Origin of the sequence: Qipengyuania citrea (assembly GCF_009828015.1) — a bacterium.
In the GTDB taxonomy this organism is placed as follows: Bacteria; Pseudomonadota; Alphaproteobacteria; order Sphingomonadales; family Sphingomonadaceae; genus Qipengyuania; species Qipengyuania citrea.
Genome location: NZ_WTYG01000001.1, coordinates 848591 through 868384 on the forward strand (window position 1 = coordinate 848591; position 19794 = coordinate 868384).

At 64.6% G+C, this 19794-nt stretch carries 19 protein-coding genes; 12 read left to right on the forward strand and 7 right to left on the reverse strand.

The features are described 5' to 3' along the window. Positions 1 to 30 precede the first annotated feature (30 nt). Together wecB and wecC are read left to right on the forward strand one after the other, a co-directional pair. Positions 31 to 1155, forward strand: a complete 1125-nt coding sequence (gene wecB / locus GRI55_RS03990; protein ID WP_160766261.1) for a non-hydrolyzing UDP-N-acetylglucosamine 2-epimerase — start codon at positions 31 to 33, stop codon at positions 1153 to 1155. A gap of 68 nt (positions 1156 to 1223) precedes the next feature. Next, positions 1224 to 2489 carry a UDP-N-acetyl-D-mannosamine dehydrogenase gene (wecC, locus tag GRI55_RS03995; protein ID WP_160766262.1) on the forward strand — a complete coding sequence of 422 codons (1266 nt, stop codon included), beginning with the start codon at positions 1224 to 1226 and terminating at the stop codon, positions 2487 to 2489. A 16-nt stretch (positions 2490 to 2505) separates the two neighbouring features. On the opposite strand, the gene fabI is transcribed toward wecC, so the two are convergent. The 3 genes from fabI to GRI55_RS04010 are packed head-to-tail and all read right to left on the reverse strand — an operon-like array spanning position 2506 to position 5291. Continuing rightward, entirely contained in the window at positions 2506 to 3309 is an 804-nt protein-coding gene (fabI, locus tag GRI55_RS04000; RefSeq protein ID WP_160766263.1) for an enoyl-ACP reductase FabI, read from the reverse strand. Continuing rightward, on the reverse strand, positions 3306 to 4328 hold the full coding sequence (locus GRI55_RS04005) for a YihY/virulence factor BrkB family protein (RefSeq protein WP_414478898.1): 1023 nt from the start codon (positions 4326 to 4328) through the stop codon (positions 3306 to 3308). Before GRI55_RS04005 ends, fabI begins: the two co-directional genes overlap by 4 nt. 3 nt (positions 4329 to 4331) lie before the next feature. Further along, a complete protein-coding gene (locus tag GRI55_RS04010) occupies positions 4332 to 5291 on the reverse strand; it encodes a DnaJ C-terminal domain-containing protein (protein ID WP_160766264.1) in 960 nt (319 codons plus the stop codon). A gap of 202 nt (positions 5292 to 5493) precedes the next feature. On the opposite strand from GRI55_RS04010, the gene pdxH reads away from it, so the two are divergent. Genes pdxH through GRI55_RS04025 form a run of 3 tightly spaced genes read left to right on the forward strand, consistent with a single transcriptional unit; the run spans position 5494 to position 7828 of the window. After that, positions 5494 to 6102, forward strand: coding sequence for a pyridoxamine 5'-phosphate oxidase (gene pdxH / locus GRI55_RS04015; RefSeq protein ID WP_160766265.1), 609 nt, complete (start codon positions 5494 to 5496; stop codon positions 6100 to 6102). Continuing rightward, the gene (locus GRI55_RS04020; protein ID WP_160766266.1) at positions 6099 to 7034 is read left to right on the forward strand and encodes a cation diffusion facilitator family transporter; all 936 of its coding nucleotides are present in this window, start codon (positions 6099 to 6101) and stop codon (positions 7032 to 7034) included. Before pdxH ends, GRI55_RS04020 begins: the two co-directional genes overlap by 4 nt. After that, positions 7031 to 7828, forward strand: a complete 798-nt coding sequence (locus GRI55_RS04025) for a PhzF family phenazine biosynthesis protein (protein ID WP_050601435.1) — start codon at positions 7031 to 7033, stop codon at positions 7826 to 7828. The genes GRI55_RS04020 and GRI55_RS04025 overlap by 4 nt, the downstream gene beginning before the upstream one ends. Here GRI55_RS04025 and GRI55_RS04030 read toward each other — a convergent pair. Continuing rightward, positions 7825 to 8952, reverse strand: coding sequence for a serine hydrolase domain-containing protein (locus GRI55_RS04030; protein ID WP_063505500.1), 1128 nt, complete (start codon positions 8950 to 8952; stop codon positions 7825 to 7827). The two genes, GRI55_RS04025 and GRI55_RS04030, sit on opposite strands and share 4 nt — an antisense overlap. Positions 8953 to 8982: 30 nt before the next feature. On the opposite strand from GRI55_RS04030, the gene GRI55_RS04035 reads away from it, so the two are divergent. Beyond that, on the forward strand, positions 8983 to 9327 hold the full coding sequence (locus GRI55_RS04035; protein ID WP_233996522.1) for a hypothetical protein: 345 nt from the start codon (positions 8983 to 8985) through the stop codon (positions 9325 to 9327). Here the strand turns inward: GRI55_RS04035 and mnmA are convergent. Then, positions 9324 to 10478 (reverse strand): tRNA 2-thiouridine(34) synthase MnmA, encoded by a 1155-nt coding sequence (gene mnmA / locus GRI55_RS04040; RefSeq protein WP_160766477.1) that lies wholly within the window; start codon positions 10476 to 10478, stop codon positions 9324 to 9326. The two genes, GRI55_RS04035 and mnmA, sit on opposite strands and share 4 nt — an antisense overlap. A 108-nt stretch (positions 10479 to 10586) precedes the next feature. Between mnmA and GRI55_RS04045 the strand changes: the two genes are divergently transcribed. The 6 genes from GRI55_RS04045 to GRI55_RS04070 all read left to right on the forward strand — a co-directional run bounded on the left by GRI55_RS04045 (position 10587) and on the right by GRI55_RS04070 (position 17789). Beyond that, complete coding sequence (locus tag GRI55_RS04045; RefSeq protein WP_156488744.1) at positions 10587 to 10874, forward strand: hypothetical protein; 288 nt, start codon at positions 10587 to 10589, stop codon at positions 10872 to 10874. Between the two features lie 3 nt (positions 10875 to 10877). Then, positions 10878 to 11177 (forward strand): CtrA inhibitor SciP, encoded by a 300-nt coding sequence (sciP, locus tag GRI55_RS04050; RefSeq protein ID WP_050601432.1) that lies wholly within the window; start codon positions 10878 to 10880, stop codon positions 11175 to 11177. Positions 11178 to 11311: 134 nt separating this feature from the next. Continuing rightward, positions 11312 to 11575, forward strand: coding sequence for a GlsB/YeaQ/YmgE family stress response membrane protein (locus tag GRI55_RS04055; protein ID WP_050601431.1), 264 nt, complete (start codon positions 11312 to 11314; stop codon positions 11573 to 11575). Positions 11576 to 11815: 240 nt separating this feature from the next. Next, positions 11816 to 13018, forward strand: a complete 1203-nt coding sequence (locus GRI55_RS04060) for an efflux RND transporter periplasmic adaptor subunit (RefSeq protein ID WP_050601430.1) — start codon at positions 11816 to 11818, stop codon at positions 13016 to 13018. A 14-nt stretch (positions 13019 to 13032) separates the two neighbouring features. After that, complete coding sequence (locus GRI55_RS04065; protein ID WP_160766267.1) at positions 13033 to 16509, forward strand: efflux RND transporter permease subunit; 3477 nt, start codon at positions 13033 to 13035, stop codon at positions 16507 to 16509. A gap of 65 nt (positions 16510 to 16574) precedes the next feature. Further along, positions 16575 to 17789 (forward strand): DUF445 domain-containing protein, encoded by a 1215-nt coding sequence (locus GRI55_RS04070; protein ID WP_160766478.1) that lies wholly within the window; start codon positions 16575 to 16577, stop codon positions 17787 to 17789. Between the two features lie 203 nt (positions 17790 to 17992). On the opposite strand, the gene GRI55_RS04075 is transcribed toward GRI55_RS04070, so the two are convergent. Further along, positions 17993 to 18922 carry an electron transfer flavoprotein subunit alpha/FixB family protein gene (locus tag GRI55_RS04075; RefSeq protein WP_160766268.1) on the reverse strand — a complete coding sequence of 310 codons (930 nt, stop codon included), beginning with the start codon at positions 18920 to 18922 and terminating at the stop codon, positions 17993 to 17995. Positions 18923 to 18949: 27 nt separating this feature from the next. Next, positions 18950 to 19696, reverse strand: coding sequence for an electron transfer flavoprotein subunit beta/FixA family protein (locus tag GRI55_RS04080; protein WP_063507066.1), 747 nt, complete (start codon positions 19694 to 19696; stop codon positions 18950 to 18952). Positions 19697 to 19794 lie beyond the last annotated feature (98 nt).

Consider the following 19794-nt stretch of genomic DNA (forward strand, 5'->3'; position numbering starts at 1 on the left):
CGGTTAACCATTTGCGGCTAGGGCAGTGCAATGGCCGCGCCGCGCAAGATCCTCACTGTGTTCGGGACGCGTCCCGAAGCTATAAAGCTGTTCCCGCTGGTTCACCGGTTGGCGCGGGATGACCGGTTCATTGGCCGCGTGTGCATTTCAGCGCAGCACCGAGAGATGCTCGACCAGGTGCTTGATATCGCGGGCATCGTTCCCGATCACGATCTCGACTTGATGACTCCCGGACAAACGCTCGATGCTCTCACGGCGCGGGCGCTGGTGGAAATCGGCAAGGTGCTCGATCTCGAACAGCCCGACTGGGTCGTCGTCCAGGGCGATACCACCACCGTGATGGCGGGGGCGATTGCCGCCTATTATCGCAAGATACCCGTGTGCCATGTAGAAGCGGGCCTGCGCAGCGGCGACATCCACCATCCCTGGCCCGAGGAAGTGAACCGCCGCGTTGTCGGCAGTTTTGCCGCGCTGCACTGCGCGCCGACCACGACCGCCCGGGATGCATTGCTGCGTGAAAACGTCGATCCGGCGATCGTCCACGTGACGGGCAACACGGTTATCGATGCCTTGCAGTGGGTCACCGCACGCGTCGACAACAGGCTCGCGCTGGCGGATGGGCTGCGCGCGCTGGAAGAACGCTTCGCGGGGCGGCGGATCATTGGGGTCACCAGCCACCGGCGTGAAAATTTCGGCGAGGGCATGCAAGCTATCGCCAAAGCGGTTAAGTCGATAGCCTCTCGGCAGGACGTTGCGGTTATTTTCCCCGTCCATCTCAACCCTCAGGTGCGCGCGGTGATGAAGGTCGAACTGGCCGGGCTCGACAATGTCGCGCTACTCGAGCCGCTTGATTACCCGCAGTTCGCGCGGCTGCTCGATATCAGCCACCTGATGCTCACCGACAGCGGCGGCGTACAGGAAGAGGCGCCCGCGCTGGGCAAGCCCGTGCTGGTGATGCGCGAAACCACCGAACGGCCCGAAGGCATTGCTGCCGGAACCGCCCGGCTGGTCGGAACCGATGCCGACAGGATAGTGCGCGAAACCAATCGTCTGCTCGACGACCCGGCGGCCTATGCGGCGATGGCGCAGGCGCACAACCCGTTCGGCGACGGGCATGCCGCCGAACGGATCGCCGATCTGCTCGCAGCCAGCTGACCGGCGTTACTGTTAAATTTACCGACACGCGCTACCACAACCCGCCAAAGGTTCAGGGAAGCAGTTTCATGCGTGGTGATACAAAGCCCGATGTGTGCGTCATCGGTCTCGGCTATATCGGCTTGCCCACGGCGGCGATCATCGCTCGCGCCGGCTGTCCGGTGCACGGCGTCGATGTGACGCAGACCGTGGTCGACACTATCAATCGCGGCGAGATCCATATCGAGGAGGTCGATCTCGACGGGCTGGTCCAGGCGGTCGTGCAGCGCGGCCTGCTCAAGGCCTCGACCGAAGTTGCGCCCGCGGATGTCTTCGTCATCGCGGTACCCACGCCGTTCGCCAAGGATGGCAACCACACCCCCGATACCTCCTATGTCATGGCCGCGGCAGAGCAGGTCGCTGCCGTCCTAAGAAAGGGCGATACGGTCATCCTGGAATCGACTTCGCCGGTCGGCACCACGGAGGCCATGCGCGATGCCATCGCCGCGCGGCGTCCCGATCTTGCACTGCCCGGGCTGACCGAGGGGCTGCCCGACGTAAGCATCGCCTATTGCCCCGAACGCGTGCTGCCCGGCCGGATCCTCGAAGAACTGACGCATAACGACCGTTCGATCGGCGGAATCACTCCGCGGTGCGCGCGCAAGGCGCTGGCGTTCTACAAACGCTTCGTGAAGGGCGAATGCGTCACCACCGATGCGCGCAGCGCCGAAATGACCAAGCTGGTCGAAAACGCCTTTCGCGACGTCAACATCGCCTTCGCGAACGAGCTTTCGATGATCGCCGACCGTCAGGGGCTCGACGTGTGGGAGGTCATCCGCCTGGCCAATCGGCATCCGCGTGTGAATATCCTGACCCCCGGACCGGGCGTGGGCGGGCACTGCATCGCGGTCGATCCCTGGTTCATCGTCCATGGCGCGCCCGACGAGGCCAAGATCATCCGCCAGGCCCGCGATACCAACGACGCCAAGATGCACCACGTCCTGGCCCGCGCGCGGGCACTGGCCGCGGCCCAGCCGGACGCGAAGATTGCCTGCCTCGGGCTCGCCTTCAAGGCCAATATCGACGACTTTCGCGAATCGCCCGCGCGCTTCGTCGCCGCATCGCTCGCCCGCGAATTCGGCGCGCGCGTGCAGGTGGTCGAACCCTATGCCGGCTCCCTGCCAGCCGAATTCGAAGGCACCGGCGCCGAACTGGTCGATATCGACACCGCGCTAGAGGAATCGGACGTACTGATCCCGCTGGTAGACCACGATGTCTTCAAGGTCATTCCGCCCGAAGAGCGGCTGGGCAAGGCGGTTTACGACACGCGCGGGATATGGCCCGACGTGGCCTGAGCCGCAGGGCAGTTCGCTAATCGAGCGCGATATCGGGCGCGTCTTCCTGTTTCATGCCCACGACGTGGTAGCCCCCGTCGACATGGTGCGTTTCACCCGTCACGCCCGATGACAGGTCGGACAGCAGATAGAGGCCCGAGCCGCCGACATCGTCGATGGTGATATTCCGCCGCAGCGGCGAATTGAGCTCGTTCCATTTGAGGATATAGCGGAAGTCGCCGATCCCGCTCGCAGCGAGCGTTTTCACCGGGCCGGCGCTGATCGCATTGACGCGGATGTTTTCCGGGCCGAGATCGTTGGCGAGATATTTCACGCTGGATTCCAGCGCCGCCTTGGCCACGCCCATCACGTTGTAATGCGGAATGACCTTCTCCGCGCCGTAATAGGTCAGCGTCAGGATCGAACCGCCCTCGGGCATCATGGCGCGTGCGCGCTTGGCCACCGCGACCAGCGAATAGGCGGAGATGTTCATCGTCATCAGGAAGTTGTCGAGGCTGGTGTCGACATATTTCCCGCGCAGTTCGCTCTTGTCCGAAAAGCCGATCGCGTGAACGACGAAGTCGATCGTCTCCCAGCGCGACTTGAGCGTATCGAAGGCGGTGTCGAGCGCAGCCATGTCCGATACGTCGCATTCGATCAGGAAATCGCTGCCCACCTGTTCCGCCAGCGGGCCGACGCGCTTCTTGAGCGCTTCGCCCTGGTAGGAAAAGGCCAGTTCCGCCCCATGCTCCGCCAGTTGCCTGGCGATGCCCCATGCCAGCGACTTGTCGTTGGCGAGCCCCATGATCAGCCCGCGCTTACCTGCCATCAACCCGCTCATGCGGCATGCTCCTCTTCTTCCATTTCGCGCGCCAGGGCGGCGCGGCGGCCTTCGTCGGTTTCTTCCGTCTGGCTGAGTTCCTCTTCGGGCGTCTCGGCCAGCGCCGCATTCAGTTCCGCGCCGATAACCACCCCGAGCCCGACAAGCCAGAAAAAGAACAGGACGATCATCACGCCCGCAAGCCCGCCATAGGTCAGGTCGTAGGCGAAGAAATTGCGCAGCACCGCGGGCATGATCGTGGTCACCGCGATCCACCAGATCGTGGTGAGGAGCACCCCCGGCCACTTGGGATACCGCTTGCGCCGGTATTTGGACGGGGTCAGCGAATAGAAGATCAGGTAGAGCGAACCGAACAGGCCGAGCGACGGCACGATCCGCGACAGCCGCAGCGCCACCACGCGGTCGACCAGCTGGGGGAAATAGGCCTCGATCACCTCCTGCGCCGCGCCGATCAGGAATTGCGCGATCAGGCTGAGCAGCAAGAGAAAGACCGCGGCGAGGATCACGCCCGCGGACAGCAGCCGGTATTTCCAGAAGGCATGCGTCGCCTGCGTGCCATAGGCGCGCCGCAGAATGTCACGGATCGTTTCGATCAGGCTGCCCACGGTCCACAGCGCCACCGCCGCCCCGGCCCAGAGCAGCCAGCCGCTGCGCGCTTCGATCACGTCGCGCGCGACGGGTTCGATGACGCTGCCGACCATTGGCGGCAGCGCATAGAGGAGGGCGTTGATGGTGGCCGCGCGTTCGGCTTCCTCGCCGAAGGCGGAAAACACCGCCGCGCCGAGAATGAAGAAGGGGAAGATCGCCAGCATCGACAGATAGGCCAGATTGCCCGCGTGGATGAAGCCATCGTTATAGGTGCCGATCAGCGCACGCTTGGCGACTTTCCAGGCGCGTGTTCCCGGGCCGACCTGCTGTTCGATCCGGCCGCGCAGATCGCGGGCTTCCTCGCGCCGCTTCTCGGGCGAAAGCGACTGGATTTCGCGTCGCCAGCTGTCCGGCATTTCCTTTTGCGACAAGGGCTACACCCCGAGCTTGCTCCGCGGATCGCTCTCGTCCTTCCATCCATCGAGGCGCTTGGCAAGTTCGTCGAGCATATCGGGCAGCTGGATTTCGAGCGTTACCAGCTGGTCGCCGCGGGTGCCGGTCTTGCGGGTGAACCCCTTGCCCTTGAGGCGCAGCACGGTGCCGCCGCTGGTCCCGGGCTTGAGCGTCATCATGACCGGGCCATCGACCGTCGGGACGCGGACCTTGCCGCCGTTAACCGCCTCGTCGAGCGTGATCGGCAGGTCGAAGCGCACATCGTCATCATGGCGCTTGAAGAAACTGTGCGGGTCGATCGCGATCGTGACCAGCCCGTCGCCCGGTCCGCCGGGCCCCTGTTCGCCCTTGCCCTTCAGGCGCATCTGCGTCCCGTCCTCGACCCCGTTGGGCAGTTTCAGATCGATCGTCTTGCCGTCCGCCAACGTGATGCGCTGCGGCTTGAGCGTCGCGGCATCGATGAAGGGGACCCGCAGCCGGTATGCGACATCGGCGCCCTTCTGCGGCGCGCGCCGCTGCTGCGCCCCGCCGAAGGGACTGCCGCCGGGTCCACCGCGCGGGCCGCGGCCGCCGAACAATCCTTCGAAGATATCGCCCAGGTCGACGTCCTCGGTGCCGAAACCCTGCATGTCTTCGGGCCGGTAGCCGCGTTGGCCGCCGCCGGGCCTGAACCCGCCGCCGCCCATGCCGGCGAAGGGATTGGCCGGATTGCCATCGGCATCGATTTCGCCGCGGTCGAACTGCGCCCGCTTGTCCTTGTCGGACAGCAGGTCATAGGCATTGGTGACCTTGCTGAAGCGTTCGGACGCTTGCGGATTGTCCTTGTTGCGGTCGGGGTGCAACTCCTTCGCCAGCGTGCGATAAGCGCTCTTGATGTCTTTCTCGGACGCATTGCGGCTGACGCCGAGCGTGGCATAGGGATCTGAAGAGTTCGTGGCCATTTGGCGTATCAGCTAGGCACTACAGCGGCACCGCGCAAGCACGCGCGGTTTCCTACGGCTGGGATCGGGGATAGGGGATCGATCATGGATACCGCAATTCTCCTGTCTGTACCGCTCTCGAAGCGCCAACGGCCCGCGCAGAATTTTGCTCCAGAACCGTGTTCCATGTGTTCCAAGTCTCCCACCCCCTAGGAAAGCCCGCATGCAGTCCGACGAAAGCGCCATCCCGCAAAGCGATCCCTTCATGCTCTTCGAAGTGTGGTACGCCGAAGCGAAGGAAAGCGAACCCAACGATCCCAATGCGATGGCGCTCGCAACCGCGTCGGAAGACGGGCTGCCCTCGGTCCGCATGGTGCTGCTGAAGGGCCACGGCCCGGACGGTTTCGTGTTCTATACCAATGCCGAAAGCCGCAAGGGCGAACAGATCCGCGCCAATATGCGTGCGGCGCTGCTGTTTCACTGGAAGAGCCTGCGCCGCCAGATTCGCATCGAAGGCCCGCTGGAGGAAGTGAGCAGCGCCGAAGCCGACGCCTATTTCCATTCGCGGCCGCGCGTCTCCCAGATCGGCTCGGCAGCCAGCGACCAGTCGCGCGCGCTGCCCGACCGCCAGGTCTATCTCGACCGGGTAACGGCGCTCGAGGAACGCTATCCCGAAGGTGACATTCCGCGCCCGCCGCACTGGACGGGTTTCCGGCTCAGCCCGCGGCGGATCGAGTTCTGGCAGGATCGCCAGTACCGGCTGCATGATCGCCGGCTGTTCGTTCGCGATGCTGCGGAAGAGGCGTGGTCCGACACGCTTCTGTACCCATGACGACCGATCGCGCCCTGCTCGCGCGGTCCGCTGCCGTCGCGTCGATCTCGGTCGCGCTGATACTGGTCGCGCTCAAGACCTGGGCTAGCTGGCGGACCGGGTCCACTGCCATGCTCGGCAGCCTGGCCGATTCGGCGCTCGATCTCGTGGCCAGCCTTGCCACGCTGACCGGCGTCTGGATCGCGTCGATGCCTGCCGACGAGGATCACCGCTTCGGCCATGGCAAGGCCGAGGCGCTCGCGGCGATCTTCCAAGTGATGCTGATCGCGCTTTCGGCATTCGGCATTGCGGTGCGCGCGATCATGCAGCTGGCGGCGGGCGGGCCCACCGCTGCGGCGCAGGAAGGCATCGCGGTATCGTTGATCGCCATCGCGCTCACTTTCGCGCTGCTTTCCTGGCAGCGATTCGTGATGAACCGGACGCGGAGCCTCGCGATCCAGACCGATCACCTGCATTACAAGTCCGACCTGCTGCTCAACCTTGCCGTGATCGCCGCGTTGGTGCTCGACCAATATGCGGGTTTCGGGATCGCCGATCCGCTGTTCGGCCTAGCCATCGCCGGCTGGCTGGCATGGGGCGCATGGCGCGGGGCGAGCGATGCGGTCGACGATCTGATGGACCGCGAATGGCCCGACGAAAAGCGCCAGGCCTTCGTCGAAGCTGCGGCGCGCCATCCCGAACTGTCCAACCTCCACGACCTGCGGACGCGCACCAGCGGGAACCGCGACTTCGTCCAGTTCCATGTGGATCTGCCCCCGGCGCTGACCATTGCAGCCGCGCATGCGATCATCGACCGGGTCGAGGCCGACCTGCTCGAACAGTTTCCCGGAACCGAATTGCTGATCCACATCGACCCCGAAGGCCATGTGGACGAGCCCAACAACCCGCTGGTCGAAGACAATGAATTCGCCAAGCTGGAGAAAGATGCATGAGCCGCACGATACCCTATTGGCATGTCGACGCATTCGCCAACCGGCCGTTCACGGGCAACCAGGCTGCGGTGATGCCGCTCGAGCGCTGGCCCGACGATGCCGAATTGCTGGCGATAGCCGAAGAGAACAATTTCGCCGAGACCGCTTTCCTGGTCCGCGACGAGAGTGGCGCGGCCGAGTGGGAGCTGCGGTGGTTCACCCCGGCCGAGGAAATCCGTCTGTGCGGCCACGCCACGCTGGCGAGCGGACATGTGCTGTTGACCCGCGATGGAGGCGACAGGGTCACCTTTCGTACGCGCAGGGCCGGGCTTCTCGAAGTCGCGCGCACCGGCACGGGATACGAACTGGCGCTGCCGCTTATCCGCAGTGCGCCGGGATCATGGCCCGAAGCGGCGGCGTTGCTCGGCTCCGAACCGGCCGAAGTGTGGCTGAACGAGGATGGCTACGGCATCTATCTGTTCGACAGCGAAGCGCAGGTGCGCGCACTCGATCCCGACCTGCGCGGCCTGGGCGCGCTGGGCAGCGACCAGTTCATCTGCACTGCGCGCGGTTCGGACAGCGATGTCGTCAGCCGCGTGTTCGTACCGGGGAGCGGGGTGGACGAAGACAGTTTCACCGGCTCCGCCCATGCCGCGCTGACCTATTTCTGGACCGAACGGCTGGGACGCGACAGCTTCACCGCGTTCCAGGCGTCGCAGCGCGGCGGCCATGCCACCTGCCGCCGCGATGGCGAGCAGGCGATCTTGTCCGGCGACTGCGTGACCGTGGTCGAGGGCCGGTTCCTGCTGCCCTAGCTGGCGGGGTACAATTCGATGAGATCGGCCAGCTGCTGCAGCATGGCGCGGCGCTCGGGCGCGTCGGAATGGCCGAGCCTGACGACGGTGAGCTTCTGCGCGGGCGAAACAAAGACATACTGGCCCATGTGCCCGATCATGGAAAAGGCGGATTCGGGCGCGCGGGCGGGGATCAGCGGGTGCTGGTCTTCACCCGTCGGCCGGTTGAGCCATGTCTGCAGACCGTAATGCGGGCTCTTCGGGCTGGGAGTGACCATTTCCTCGACCCAGGCGCGCGGCACCAGCTGTTCGCCGCGATAGGACCCCTTGTTGCGCAGCAGCTCGCCCAGCTTGGCCCAGTCGCGGGCGGTGGCATGGATCAGGCTGCCGCCGATCAGCGTGCCGGCGCGATCGAATTCGGGCACCACGCTGGTCATGCCCAGCGGTTCGAACAGCCGAGCGGCGAGATAGTCGGTCACCGCCTGCCGGCGGATATCGGGATCGCTGCTGCCGGTCAGCGCCCGGGCCGCGATATCGGCGAGGATGACAGTGGTGTTGGAGGAGTATTCGAATCGCTCGCCCGGTTCCGCCTCGAGCGGCTGCGCGGTGGCGTAATCGGCCATGTCGTCGCGCCCGTCGAGGAACAGCATGCGCACTTCGCTGCTGTCATAGGGTGGATCGCCGGCCTCGGTATGTTCGAGCCCGGCGCGCATCTGCAGCAGGTGGCGCAGGGTGATTTCGGCGCGCGGATCGCCGGTTCGCTGCCAACGGGGCACGGGCGCGGGCGCATCGAGCCGGAGCTGCCCGTCGGCAACCAGCATGCCGATCATGATCGCGGTGACCGTCTTGGCCATGGACCAGCTGACGAAACGCGTGTCGGCATCATATCCCGGCGCATAGCGCTCAACCGCCAGGGTGCCCCCGTGATAGACCACCAGCGCGCGGGTTTCGCCAAGGCCCTCGCGCGTGAACAGATCGTCCGCTGCCCGTGCCAGCGGCCGCGTGGGCGCGCCGGGCTGCTTGCTTACCGCAGCGAGCGCTTCTTCGCTGAGCGGGGGTTCCTGCGCCGGTCCGGACGACCCGCAGGACGCAAGGCTTGAGGTGGCGAGCGCAAGCGCGATAAGGGGGGCGGGCCGCATGAACATATGTGCGTCACTCGCATGAAGGAATCCCGCTTGGCAACGGCCAAAACCCGCACTCGCAAAACCCGCCTCTGGTTCTGGTCGATCCTGCTTGTCGCCGTGCTGCTCGGTGCGGCGTGGCTCGCGTGGGGCGAAGGGCTGCGCAAGACCGGCGGGGCAGGGGTTGCCTATGCCGCGCGGGTCGGCTGCTCGTGTCGTTTCGTCGCAGATCGCAGCCTGGACGATTGCGCCAAGGACAGACTGGCAGGGATGGAGCTGGTTTCGCTCAGCGATGACGCGGCGGCCAGGAGCGTCACGGCATCGATCCCGCTGGTCGCATCGGAAACCGCCGCCTACCGGGAAGGCTATGGCTGCGTCCTGCAGGAGTGGCGCGACTAGGCGGCGACGCGGGTCGTCGAATCGATCCATCCGCCGCCAACGACCCTCTCGCCCGCGTAGAGGACGGCCGCCTGGCCGGGCGCGACGCCGAATTCCGGATCGGCAAAACGGATCGCAACTTCGGCCCCATTGCCCAGCGGGCCTTCGAGCGTGACCGGCACCGGTTTGGCGAGGCTACGCACCTTGGCGGTCAGCGGGACATCGGGCAGCGGACCGATGCGGTTGGTCTCGATGATCTGCGCTGCGGTCACGGCCAGCATGCGCTTCGGCCCGACCCTGACCTGTGCGGAGGCGGCGTCGATGCCGACGACATACAGCGGTTCGGGCTGGCCCCCGATGTCGAGTCCGCGGCGCTGGCCTACCGTATAGTGGATGACGCCTTTGTGTTCGCCCAGCTGCTCTCCGGTCGCGGCATGGACGATCGCCCCCGGCTCTGCGCCTTCGGGCCGCATCTTGCGCACGATCTTGGCATAGTCGCCATCGGGTACGAAGCAGATATCCTGGCTGTCGGGCTTGGCAGCGTTGCGCAATCCCGACCCTTCGGCGAGCTCGCGCACTTCCGCTTTCGGCATGCCGCCGAGCGGGAAGCGCAGGAAGGCCAGCTGGTCGTCGGTGGTGGCGTAGAGAAAATAGGACTGGTCGCGCGCAGGATCGGCAGCGCGGTGCAATTCGGGGCCGGCGGCCCCCATGACGCGCTTCACGTAATGCCCGGTGGCAAGGCAGTCCGCCCCCAGTTCACGCGCCATGTCGAGCAGATCGGTGAACTTGGGCCCCATGTTGCAGCGGATGCAGGGCACGGGCGTCCGTCCGGCAAGGTAGTCGTCGGCGAATGTCTCGACCACTTCTTCGCGAAAGGCGCCCTCGTGGTCGTGGACGTAATGCGCGATGCCCAGCCGTTCGGCGACCTCGCGTGCATCGCGGATGTCATCGCCGGCGCAGCAGGCGCCCTTGCGCCCCGTGGCGGCGCCGTAATCGTACAGCTGCAGGGTGATGCCGATGACTTCGGCACCGGTCCTCGCGGCAAGCGCGGCGACCACCGAACTGTCGACGCCGCCCGACATGGCGACAACGATGCGGCATTCGGCTGCCGGTCGCGGCAGGTCGAACAGAGCGGCAGCCTGGTCCGGCGAAAGGATATCGGTTGCGGGCATGGCAAGGCCATACACGGATTGGCGCAAGGCCGCCAGATACCAAGGGCTGGCGAGCGCTGCGGCGACCTTCACGATCCGTTTACCATGGGTCGCCTATGTACGGAGACCATGTTTGAGGGCCGCTCCAAAGAAAAAACGCTACCGGATCAGCGCGGAAGCGCGGATCTGCGCCAGTTTCGCTGGACCGATCTGGTTGCGAAACTCGCTGCGACTCGCGATTTGCGCGATGAATTCGAACGGGTGGAGGCTGGATTCAACGCCTTTGGGCAAGCCCGCCGCGAGGGCAATGAAGAAGGTAAACTGACCGTTAACCAAGCTGCTTTAAGCGATGGAAAAGCCGCCCCCCTAGGTCTTGGTCATCCCGCGAACGACGCGGACCAAGGCGACAGAGAGTAGAGAATGATCGAAAACCAGGACATCCGCCCTGCACAGGTTATCGGGCCGCTTGGCGAGCCGTTAACCGTGGACGACTTGCCTTCGCCCGATACGAAGCGCTGGGTGGTGCGGCGCAAGGCGGAAGTGGTCGCGGCGGTGAATGGCGGGTTGCTGACGATCGACGAGGTGCTCGAACGCTATTCGCTCAGCCTCGAGGAATTCGCTTCGTGGCAGCGCGCTGTCGATCGGTCGGGCATGCAGGGGCTGCGCGTCACCCGGATTCAGCATTACCGCGACCTTTACGAACGCCAGCTCAAATACTGATCGCCATTCGTCACGGGAACGATTTGACTCCTCCATCGCTGCGCGTTCATCCTCGAGCCGAATTCGGGGAACCGGTCAGCCCATGCTTTCGTTGAAGGCACATCGGGTTGACGGGAAGAACAGGAGGAATTCGAATGGCTTGGATTATCGCTATTATCGTCGGTGGGATTATCGGTTGGCTGGCTAGCCTGGTTATGAACCGCGACGCCTCGATGGGCATCTTTTGGAATATCGTCGTCGGCATCGTCGGCTCTTTCATCGGCCGTTTCATCGGTTCGCTGATCGGGGTCGGCTCGACGCTGACCGAATTCAGCATTCCGGGTCTGCTGATGTCGCTGGTCGGTGCCATCGTATTGCTCGGCATCGCCAATCTCATCCAGCGTGGCCGCGTCCGCTAAGCCGGGTCACTTACTGAAGTTTCAGGGCGGGGCGTCGCAGGGCGTCCCGCCCTTCGTATATGCGGCAGTGCTGCTTGTGGCGCGCGGGCGACATTCGTCCGGCTATACCGGCCCCCGGTCGAAGCGTCGATTGCCCTGCGCTGGGCCCGGGTCTATCGCCTCCATGCGAAATTCTTGCGCTGAGTGATATAGCAATGTAATACACTGCTCGTTCGCAGCGCTTCTGGGGCAGGGTACGACATGAATTACGAGTCAGGTGTAATGGCCGAGAAGGGCGATCCGATCACGGTCGACTTCGATCCCGACGAAGACGACCGTCTCGAGAAACGGCGTACGGATCGCCGCAGGATCATCATCATCGCCGGCCTTATCGTCCTCGGTCTCGCGATTGCGGCCTATTTCGCCATGCGTGGTGGCACGACGACCCCTGCCGGGGAAGAAAACGCGCAGGCGCCCACGGTTACCGTGGTGCGTCCGGGGCGGACCACGGTCGAAGGTGAAATCACCGCGACCGGCTCGCTCGCCGCGCGGCGTGAAATGCCGGTCGGCGTCGTGGGCGAGGGCGGCCGTGTCGTCTCGGTGCCGGTCGATGCCGGCGACTGGGTAAGTCAGGGCCAGGTGCTTGCCCGGATCGACCGCTCGGTCCAGTCGCAGCAGGTCCAGAGCTTTTCCGCACAGGTCCAGGTCGCGCAGTCCGATGCCGATCTAGCGCAGGCCAATCTCGATCGCGCGTTGCAGCTGGTCGAACGCGGCTTCGTTTCGCAAGCCGATGTCGACCGGTTGACCGCGACCCGCGATGCCGCCGTCGCACGCGTCCGCGTGGCACAGGCGCAGCTGGCCGAACTGCGCGCGCGCAATGCCCGCCTCGACATCCTCGCCCCCGCGGCGGGTTATGTGCTCGAACGCAATGTCGAACCCGGCCAGACGGTCAGCGCCGGTTCGCCGCCACTGTTCCGGATCGCCCGCGGGGGCGAAATGGAACTGCTCGCGCGGCTAAACGAAGATGCGCTGGCGTCGATTTCGCCGGGAACGCGTGCGCAGGTGCGCCCGGTCGGCACCGACAAACTGTTCACCGGGCAGGTTTGGCAGGTTTCGCCGATCATCAGCGAGCAGGATCGCCAGGGCACCGCACGCATTGCGCTGAGCTACGCTCCGGGCCTGCGGCCGGGTGGTTTTGCCACTGCAACGATTGCCAGCGGCACGGTCGTCGCGCCGATCCTTCCCGAAAGCGCAGTGCTGTCCGACGAGGACGGCGCTTATGTCCTGATCATCAATGGCGAGGACAAGGCCGAACGCCGCGCGGTGACCACCGGCACGGTCACGTCGAAAGGTATCGTGATCGCCGAAGGGCTGAACGGTTCGGAACGTGTCGTGCTGCGCGCAGGGGGCTTCCTGACCGAAGGTGAAACGGTCCGGACGCAGCTCGCCGAGCTCGACGACTAAGCAGGGGTAACTCGATGAATTTCCGCAACATCTCTGCCTGGTCGATTCGCAACCCGGTCATTCCGCTGGTGGCGTTCACGGCGCTGCTGCTGGCGGGCCTGATCAGCTTCGCCCGGATGGATGTTGTCAACAATCCAGACATCGAGTTTCCCGCCGTCAACGTCTCGATTTCCCAGCCCGGCGCCGCGCCGACCGAAATCGAGAACCAGATCACCCAGCGCGTCGAATCGGCCGTGCGCTCGATCAACGGCGTGAATTCGCTCAATTCCACCGCGCGCGAGGGCAATTCGAACACCTTCATCGAGTTCGAGATCGGCACCGATCCCAACGATGCGGTCGCCGAAGTGAAGAATGCGGTCGACACGGTCCGTGGATCCCTGCCCGACGGAATTCTCGAACCGCGCGTCACCAAGGAGGAAATCTCCGGCGGCTTCCTCGCGATCTATGCGGTCGAAGCCGACGACATGACGATCGAAGGGCTTAGCTGGTTCATCGACGATTCGGTCGCCAAGCAATTGCTCAGCATCGAAGGCATGGCCGAGGTCAATCGCTTCGGCGGGGTCGACCGCGAGATCGAAGTTATCCTCGACCTGCCGCGGATGCAGGCGCTGGGAGTGACAGCCAGCCAGATCAACGGCGTGCTGCGCCAGAGCAATGTCGATGCCGCGGGCGGTATGGCCGAAGTCGGCGGCACGCGCCAATCGGTGCGGGTGCTGGGCAACAGCGAGGATGCCTACGCGCTCAGCCAGCGGCAGATCCAGCTGGGCGGTGGCCGCACGGTCAAGCTGGCCGATGTCGCCACGGTGCGCGATGGCTATTCGGAACGCACATCGATCAGCAAGGTCCGCGACAAGGAAGTCGTCAATTTCGCGATGAGCCGCGCCAAGGGCGCATCGGACGTTACCGTCTATGAAGAAGCGCTCGAGAAGATCGCGCAGATCGAAGCGGAGAATCCGGGCGTCAAATTCATCCCGCTGTTCAACACGGTCAAATACACCAAGGACCAGTACGAAAGCGCGATGGCGGCAATGATCGAGGGCGCCATCCTTGCCGTCGTGGTCGTGTTCTTCTTCCTGCGCGACTGGCGCGCGACTGCGATATCGGCTGTCGCGATCCCGCTGTCCGCGATCCCGACCTTCTGGTTCATGGATCTGCTCGGCTTCAACCTCAACCAGCTGTCCTTGCTGGCGCTGGCGCTGGTCGCAGGCGTGCTGGTCGACGATGCGATCGTCGAGATCGAGAACATCGTCAGACACATGCGGATGGGCAAGACTGCCTACCAGGCCTCGATCGATGCGGCCGACGAGATCGGCCTGCCAGTGGTCGCCACCAGTTTCTGTATCGTCGCCGTGTTCTTCCCCGTGGGGGCCATGCCGGGAATCTCGGGCCAGTTCTTCAAGAACTTCGGCTTCACCGTCGTGGTCGCGGTGCTGATGTCGCTTGCCGTGGCCCGGATGATCACGCCGATGCTGGCCGCCTACTTCCTCAAGGCACACGGCCAGGCCGCGCATGGCGAGGGCCGCATGATGGACCGGTACATGGGCATCCTGCGCTGGTCTCTCGATCGCGGCAAGATGCTGGCGGTTCGGCAGGGTATAGCAGGGCCGCGCAGCCGCGGGCTTTACATCGTCGCATTGCTGCTGGTCGTGCTCGGCGCCTTGGCAATCTCGGCGATTGCGACTTTCCAGGCGTCTTCCCTGATCCAGGGATTGGGGCTGCCCGATCTCATCACTGGGGGCGATCCCGATCCGCAGGGCCTGGTCAAGTTCCTCGCTACGCTCGTCGGCCTGGTCCAGCTTGCCTTGGCACTGGCGATCGGCCTGCTCGCCGCCCTGGCATTCTTCCGCATAACCGGGTTCGTCGTCCGCATGTTCGGCGACCACATGGCGCAAGCCTGGCAGTATCTCTATGCGCGCTTTCTCGATCACCGGGTCTGGATGCTCGGGGTCGGCTATTTCGCGCTGTTGCTTACCATTCTCCTGTTCAGCATCGTCCCCGGCCAGTTCCAGCCCAACATCGACGATGAAAACAGCCGGGTTGAAATCGAGATGGTTCCGGGCACCACGCTCGAAACCACCGAGCGCGTGACCGATCAGGTCGCCGACCTCCTCTATGCGCAGCAAGAGGTCGAACTCGCGCTGGAACGCGTTCGTGAAGGGCAGGCAACGCTCTACGTCACGCTCAAGCCCGACCGCGAACGCACCTCGATCGAGTTCGAACGCGCCCTGGCGCCGGAATTCGCCAAGATCGCCGACGCACGGGTGCGCTTCGCCTCGCAGTCGGGCGGGTTCGGTTCGGGCCGCGACGTGACAGTGATGCTGGCCGGTTCGAATCCCGAGCTGCTCAACGACACCGCCGCCACGCTGGTCGAACAGATGAAAGGTATCGACACGCTGGTGGCCCCGCGAATCAGTGCGGACATCAACCGTCCCGAACTGATCATCGAACCGCGCGAGGACCTCGCCGCGGAACTCGGGGTGACCACTCTCGCGATCAGCCAGACGATCCGGATCGCCACCATGGGCGAGATCGAACAGAATGCCGCGAAGTTCTCGCTCTCCGACCGGCAGATCCCGATCCGCGTGAAGTTGCCCGAGCGCTCGCGCGAGGACCTCGAAACGATCCGCAACCTGCCGGTCCAGACCGCGAGCGGCGGATCGGTTCCGCTCTCGCGGGTAGCCGATGTTTCCTTCGGATCAGGCCCGACGACGATCCAGCGCTACAACCAGAACCGCCGGGTGCTGGTGGGGGCTGATCTGGCGCAGGGTGTCGTCAAGGGCGAGGCGCAGGCCGAGATCGACGCGCTGCCGATCCTTCAGGATCTCCCGCAGGGGGTCATCCGCGATGTCGTGGGCGAGGATGAATGGCAGCAGGAACTGATCAGCAGCCTTATGATCGCCATCGTTTCGGGCGTCCTGCTGGTGTTCGCAGTACTGGTCCTGCTGTACAAGCGACTGATGAGCCCACTGGTCAACATGACCAGCCTGGCGCTCGCTCCGCTGGGCGGCATCCTGCTGGTCTGGCTGTTCGGCCAACCCCAGTCGATGCCGGTGTATATCGGTATCCTGCTGCTGCTGGGGATCGTGTCGAAGAACTCGATCCTGCTGATCGACTTCGCGATCGAGGAGATGGACAAGGGCACCCGCCAGTTGCCCGCGATCATCGACGCCGGCCACAAGCGCGCCCAGCCGATCGTGATGACGACCGTGGCGATGACCGCAGGCATGGTTCCGACCGCGCTTTCGGGTGTCCTTGGGTCCGGTGATGGCGCCTGGCGCGCGCCGATGGGCACGGTGGTGATCGGGGGGCTGATCCTGTCGACCCTGCTCACGCTGCTGATCGTCCCCGCTGGCTTCAGCCTTGCAGACAGCTTCGAGAAGCGCGTCGGACCGTGGCTGCGCAACCGCCTGCTCACCTACAAGGAGGGCGACGATACGCGCGGCATCATCGGCGATAGCACCGCCGGGCCGGGGGCCGAACCCGCGGAGTGAGCGATCCACAGCCAACGGGCCGGGCGGCTGCCGGCGTACCGATCCCGGCGGATCGCGCACGGATGATGCGGCGCACGGCGACGGGGCTGATCGTCCTCATGGCGGCACTGTTCCTGTGGTCGGGTCGGTATCTGGGCGAGCACCCGGGATGGGGTTATCTCCACGCCTTCGCGGAAGCCGCGATGGTCGGCGGGCTGGCGGACTGGTTCGCGGTGACCGCGCTGTTCCGCCACCCGCTGGGCCTGCCAATCCCGCACACGGCGATCATCCCCGAGAACAAGGACCGCATCGCCGATACGATGGCGGGGTTCCTGCGCGACAATTTCCTGACGCCGGCGGTTGTGGGCCGCCGGATGGGGTCGATGAACCTTGCCGGAGCGATCGGCAGTTACCTCGCCGATCCCAAAGCGACCAAGGATTCGCGGATCCAGGCGGGAGCCGGGGAGCTGGCCGTCGAGGTGCTCGAATCGCTCGATCCAGACCGACTGGGCACGCAGGTGCGCAGCGGGATCAAGACCCAGCTTGGCAAACTCGAGGTCGCCCCGCTGCTCGGGGGCATGCTGGAAGCGATGATCGCCGACGGGCGTCACAAGCCGCTCATCGACAAGATCATCCGCTGGGCAGGTCTGGTGCTCGAAGACAATGAGGCAATGGTACGCGAGATGGTGCACCGGCGCGCGAATGCGGTTCTGCGCTTCACCGGGCTTGACGAGCGACTGGCGAATTCGGTCATCGACGGGCTCTACAAGCTGCTCGCCGAAGTGCTGGTCGATCCCGAGCACCCGCTGCGCAATAAGATCGAGGAAGGCCTGGAGGATCTCGCGCGCGGGCTGCGGGACGACCCCGTGATGCAGGAGCGGGTCGAGCGGCTGAAGAACGAGCTACTCGACAATCCTGCGATCGGCGACTGGTGGCAGGGCGTGTGGGAACGGCTGCGCGCCGGGCTGATCAAGAGCATTCGCAATTCCGGCGACGAAACCGGTCCCAGCTATATCGGCGAAACTCTGGCGGAACTCGGCGCCGCGCTGCGTGACGACCAGCGCCTGCAACGGCAGGTCAATCGCTTCACGCGCCGGACCGCGGTGGGGGTCGCGACCCGCTACGGCGACCAGATCGTCCAGCTCGTGTCCGAAACCGTGCGCCGCTGGGATGCGGTGACGATCACCGACCGGGTGGAAAGCGCTGTGGGCCGCGATCTCCAGTTCATCCGCATCAACGGCACGCTGGTCGGCGGGCTGGTGGGGCTGACGATCCACGCCTTGGATGTCTACGTAATCTGATTTGCACCGCTTTCGCGATAGAGCGAGTTCGTTGGTACCGCGAACGATCCGCTGGGCTGCGCGACCTGAATTGTCCTTGCGGCAATCCGGCGATGCCGTTTGCCTACCAGAATGCGATGCCGGCCGAACGGCGGATGCGGGCAAAGAAAAACCCTCCCGTCGAGCATCGACGGGAGGGTTAATTGTTCGGTCGAACTTTGCGCTCAGAGCTTTTCAGTCAGTTCTGGCACTGCCTTGAACAGATCGGCGACCAGGCCAACATCAGCAACCTGGAAGATCGGCGCGTCCTCGTCCTTGTTGATCGCGATGATGGTCTTGGAATCCTTCATCCCGGCAAGGTGCTGGATCGCACCCGAGATACCGATCGCGATATAGACCTCGGGAGCGACGATCTTGCCCGTCTGGCCGACCTGGTAGTCATTGGGGACATAACCCGCGTCGACCGCCGCCCGGCTTGCGCCAATACCGGCGCCGAGCTTGTCGGCGAGCGGGGTAATGACCTGTTCGAAGGTTTCCGAATCCTTCAGTGCGCGGCCGCCCGAGACGATCACCTTGGCACTGGTCAGTTCGGGACGATCGCTTTCGGCGATTTCTTCGCTGACGAAGCTCGAGAGACCTGCGTCGGTCGGGCCCGAAACCTCTTCGATCTCGGCCGAACCGCCATCGGCATCGGCCTTGTCGAAGGCGGTGCCGCGGACGGTAATGACCAGCTTGGGATCGGAGGATTCGACCGTCGCGATGGCGTTGCCGGCATAAATCGGGCGAGTGAAGGTCTTGTCGCCTTCGACCGAAAGGATGTCCGAAATCTGCATGACGTCGAGCAACGCGGCGACGCGCGGCGCGATGTTCTTGCCGGTGGTGGTAGCAGGCGCAACGAATGCGTCGTGATGGTCCATCAGCTGGGCCACCAGCGGGGCAACGTTTTCGGCCAGTGCATTGGCATAGGCTTCATCGTCGGCGATGTGGACCTTGCCGACGCCGGCGATCTTCGCCGCCTGGTCGGCCACTGCGCGGCAGCCCGAACCAGCGACCAGCAGGTGGACTTCGCCCAGCTTTCCGGCGGCGGTAACCGCCGCCAGCGTGGCATCGGCGAGGCTGGCGTTGTCGTGTTCGACCCAAACGAGGGTTTTCATGTCTGTATTCCTTCTCGTCTGTCTGACTTAGGCGATACCGAGCGCTTTGATCTTGGCGACCAGCGCATCGACATCCTCGACCTTCTCGCCTGCCTGGCGAACCGGCGGTTCGGAGACATTCGTGGTCGTCAGGCGGAGGGCGGTATCGACACCGTAATCGGCGGGCGACTTGGTCTCGAGCGGCTTCTTCTTCGCCTTCATGATATTGGGCAGCGAAGCGTAACGCGGTTCGTTCAGACGCAGGTCGGTGGTGACGATCGCCGGCAGGGTGAGTTTCACCGTCTGCAGACCGCCGTCGACTTCACGCTTCACCGTGACGCTGTCGCCATCGACTTCGACGGTGTTAGCGAAGGTACCCTGCGGACGGCCCATAAGCGCGGCGAGCATCTGGCCGGTCTGGTTCGAATCGTCATCGATCGCCTGCTTGCCCAACATCACCAGGCCGGGCTCTTCCTCAGCGGCGATCGCCTTGAGGATCTTCGCGACTGCGAGCGGTTCGACCGCATCGTCGGTTTCGACCAGGATCGCGCGGTCGGCACCCATCGCGAGCGCCGTGCGCAGCGTTTCCTGCGCCTTTGCCGGGCCGATGCTGACGGCGATGATTTCCTCGGCCTTGCCCGCTTCCTTGAGGCGGATGGCTTCTTCGACGGCAATTTCGTCGAAGGGATTCATGCTCATCTTGACGTTGGCGAGGTCCACGCCCGAACCGTCCGCCTTGACGCGCGGTTTGACGTTGTAATCGATCACCCGTTTCACGGGGACGAGGATTTTCATGCGATACCTTCCTCTCGATAGAAACTGTAGGCACCGCCTAGCTTGCGTTTACGTAAACGTCAAGCAAGCCGGAGTGCCACCATGCGGCGCTTGGGACG

Excerpts from the sequence above, each read along its gene's own strand:
- sciP (WP_050601432.1), top strand. The coding sequence starts at position 10,878 with ATGATCGAAAACCAGGACATCCGCCCTGCACAGGTTATCGGGCCGCTT.
- GRI55_RS04070 (WP_160766478.1), top strand. The coding sequence starts at position 16,575 with ATGCGGCGCACGGCGACGGGGCTGATCGTCCTCATGGCGGCACTGTTC.
- GRI55_RS04025 (WP_050601435.1), top strand. The coding sequence starts at position 7,031 with ATGAGCCGCACGATACCCTATTGGCATGTCGACGCATTCGCCAACCGG.
- fabI (WP_160766263.1), bottom strand. The coding sequence starts at position 3,309 with ATGAGCGGGTTGATGGCAGGTAAGCGCGGGCTGATCATGGGGCTCGCC.
- GRI55_RS04045 (WP_156488744.1), top strand. The coding sequence starts at position 10,587 with ATGTTTGAGGGCCGCTCCAAAGAAAAAACGCTACCGGATCAGCGCGGA.
- pdxH (WP_160766265.1), top strand. The coding sequence starts at position 5,494 with ATGCAGTCCGACGAAAGCGCCATCCCGCAAAGCGATCCCTTCATGCTC.
- GRI55_RS04020 (WP_160766266.1), top strand. The coding sequence starts at position 6,099 with ATGACGACCGATCGCGCCCTGCTCGCGCGGTCCGCTGCCGTCGCGTCG.
- GRI55_RS04010 (WP_160766264.1), bottom strand. The coding sequence starts at position 5,291 with ATGGCCACGAACTCTTCAGATCCCTATGCCACGCTCGGCGTCAGCCGC.
- wecC (WP_160766262.1), top strand. The coding sequence starts at position 1,224 with ATGCGTGGTGATACAAAGCCCGATGTGTGCGTCATCGGTCTCGGCTAT.
- GRI55_RS04060 (WP_050601430.1), top strand. The coding sequence starts at position 11,816 with ATGAATTACGAGTCAGGTGTAATGGCCGAGAAGGGCGATCCGATCACG.
- wecB (WP_160766261.1), top strand. The coding sequence starts at position 31 with ATGGCCGCGCCGCGCAAGATCCTCACTGTGTTCGGGACGCGTCCCGAA.
- GRI55_RS04080 (WP_063507066.1), bottom strand. The coding sequence starts at position 19,696 with ATGAAAATCCTCGTCCCCGTGAAACGGGTGATCGATTACAACGTCAAA.
- mnmA (WP_160766477.1), bottom strand. The coding sequence starts at position 10,478 with ATGCCCGCAACCGATATCCTTTCGCCGGACCAGGCTGCCGCTCTGTTC.
- GRI55_RS04065 (WP_160766267.1), top strand. The coding sequence starts at position 13,033 with ATGAATTTCCGCAACATCTCTGCCTGGTCGATTCGCAACCCGGTCATT.
- GRI55_RS04030 (WP_063505500.1), bottom strand. The coding sequence starts at position 8,952 with ATGTTCATGCGGCCCGCCCCCCTTATCGCGCTTGCGCTCGCCACCTCA.
- GRI55_RS04055 (WP_050601431.1), top strand. The coding sequence starts at position 11,312 with ATGGCTTGGATTATCGCTATTATCGTCGGTGGGATTATCGGTTGGCTG.
- GRI55_RS04075 (WP_160766268.1), bottom strand. The coding sequence starts at position 18,922 with ATGAAAACCCTCGTTTGGGTCGAACACGACAACGCCAGCCTCGCCGAT.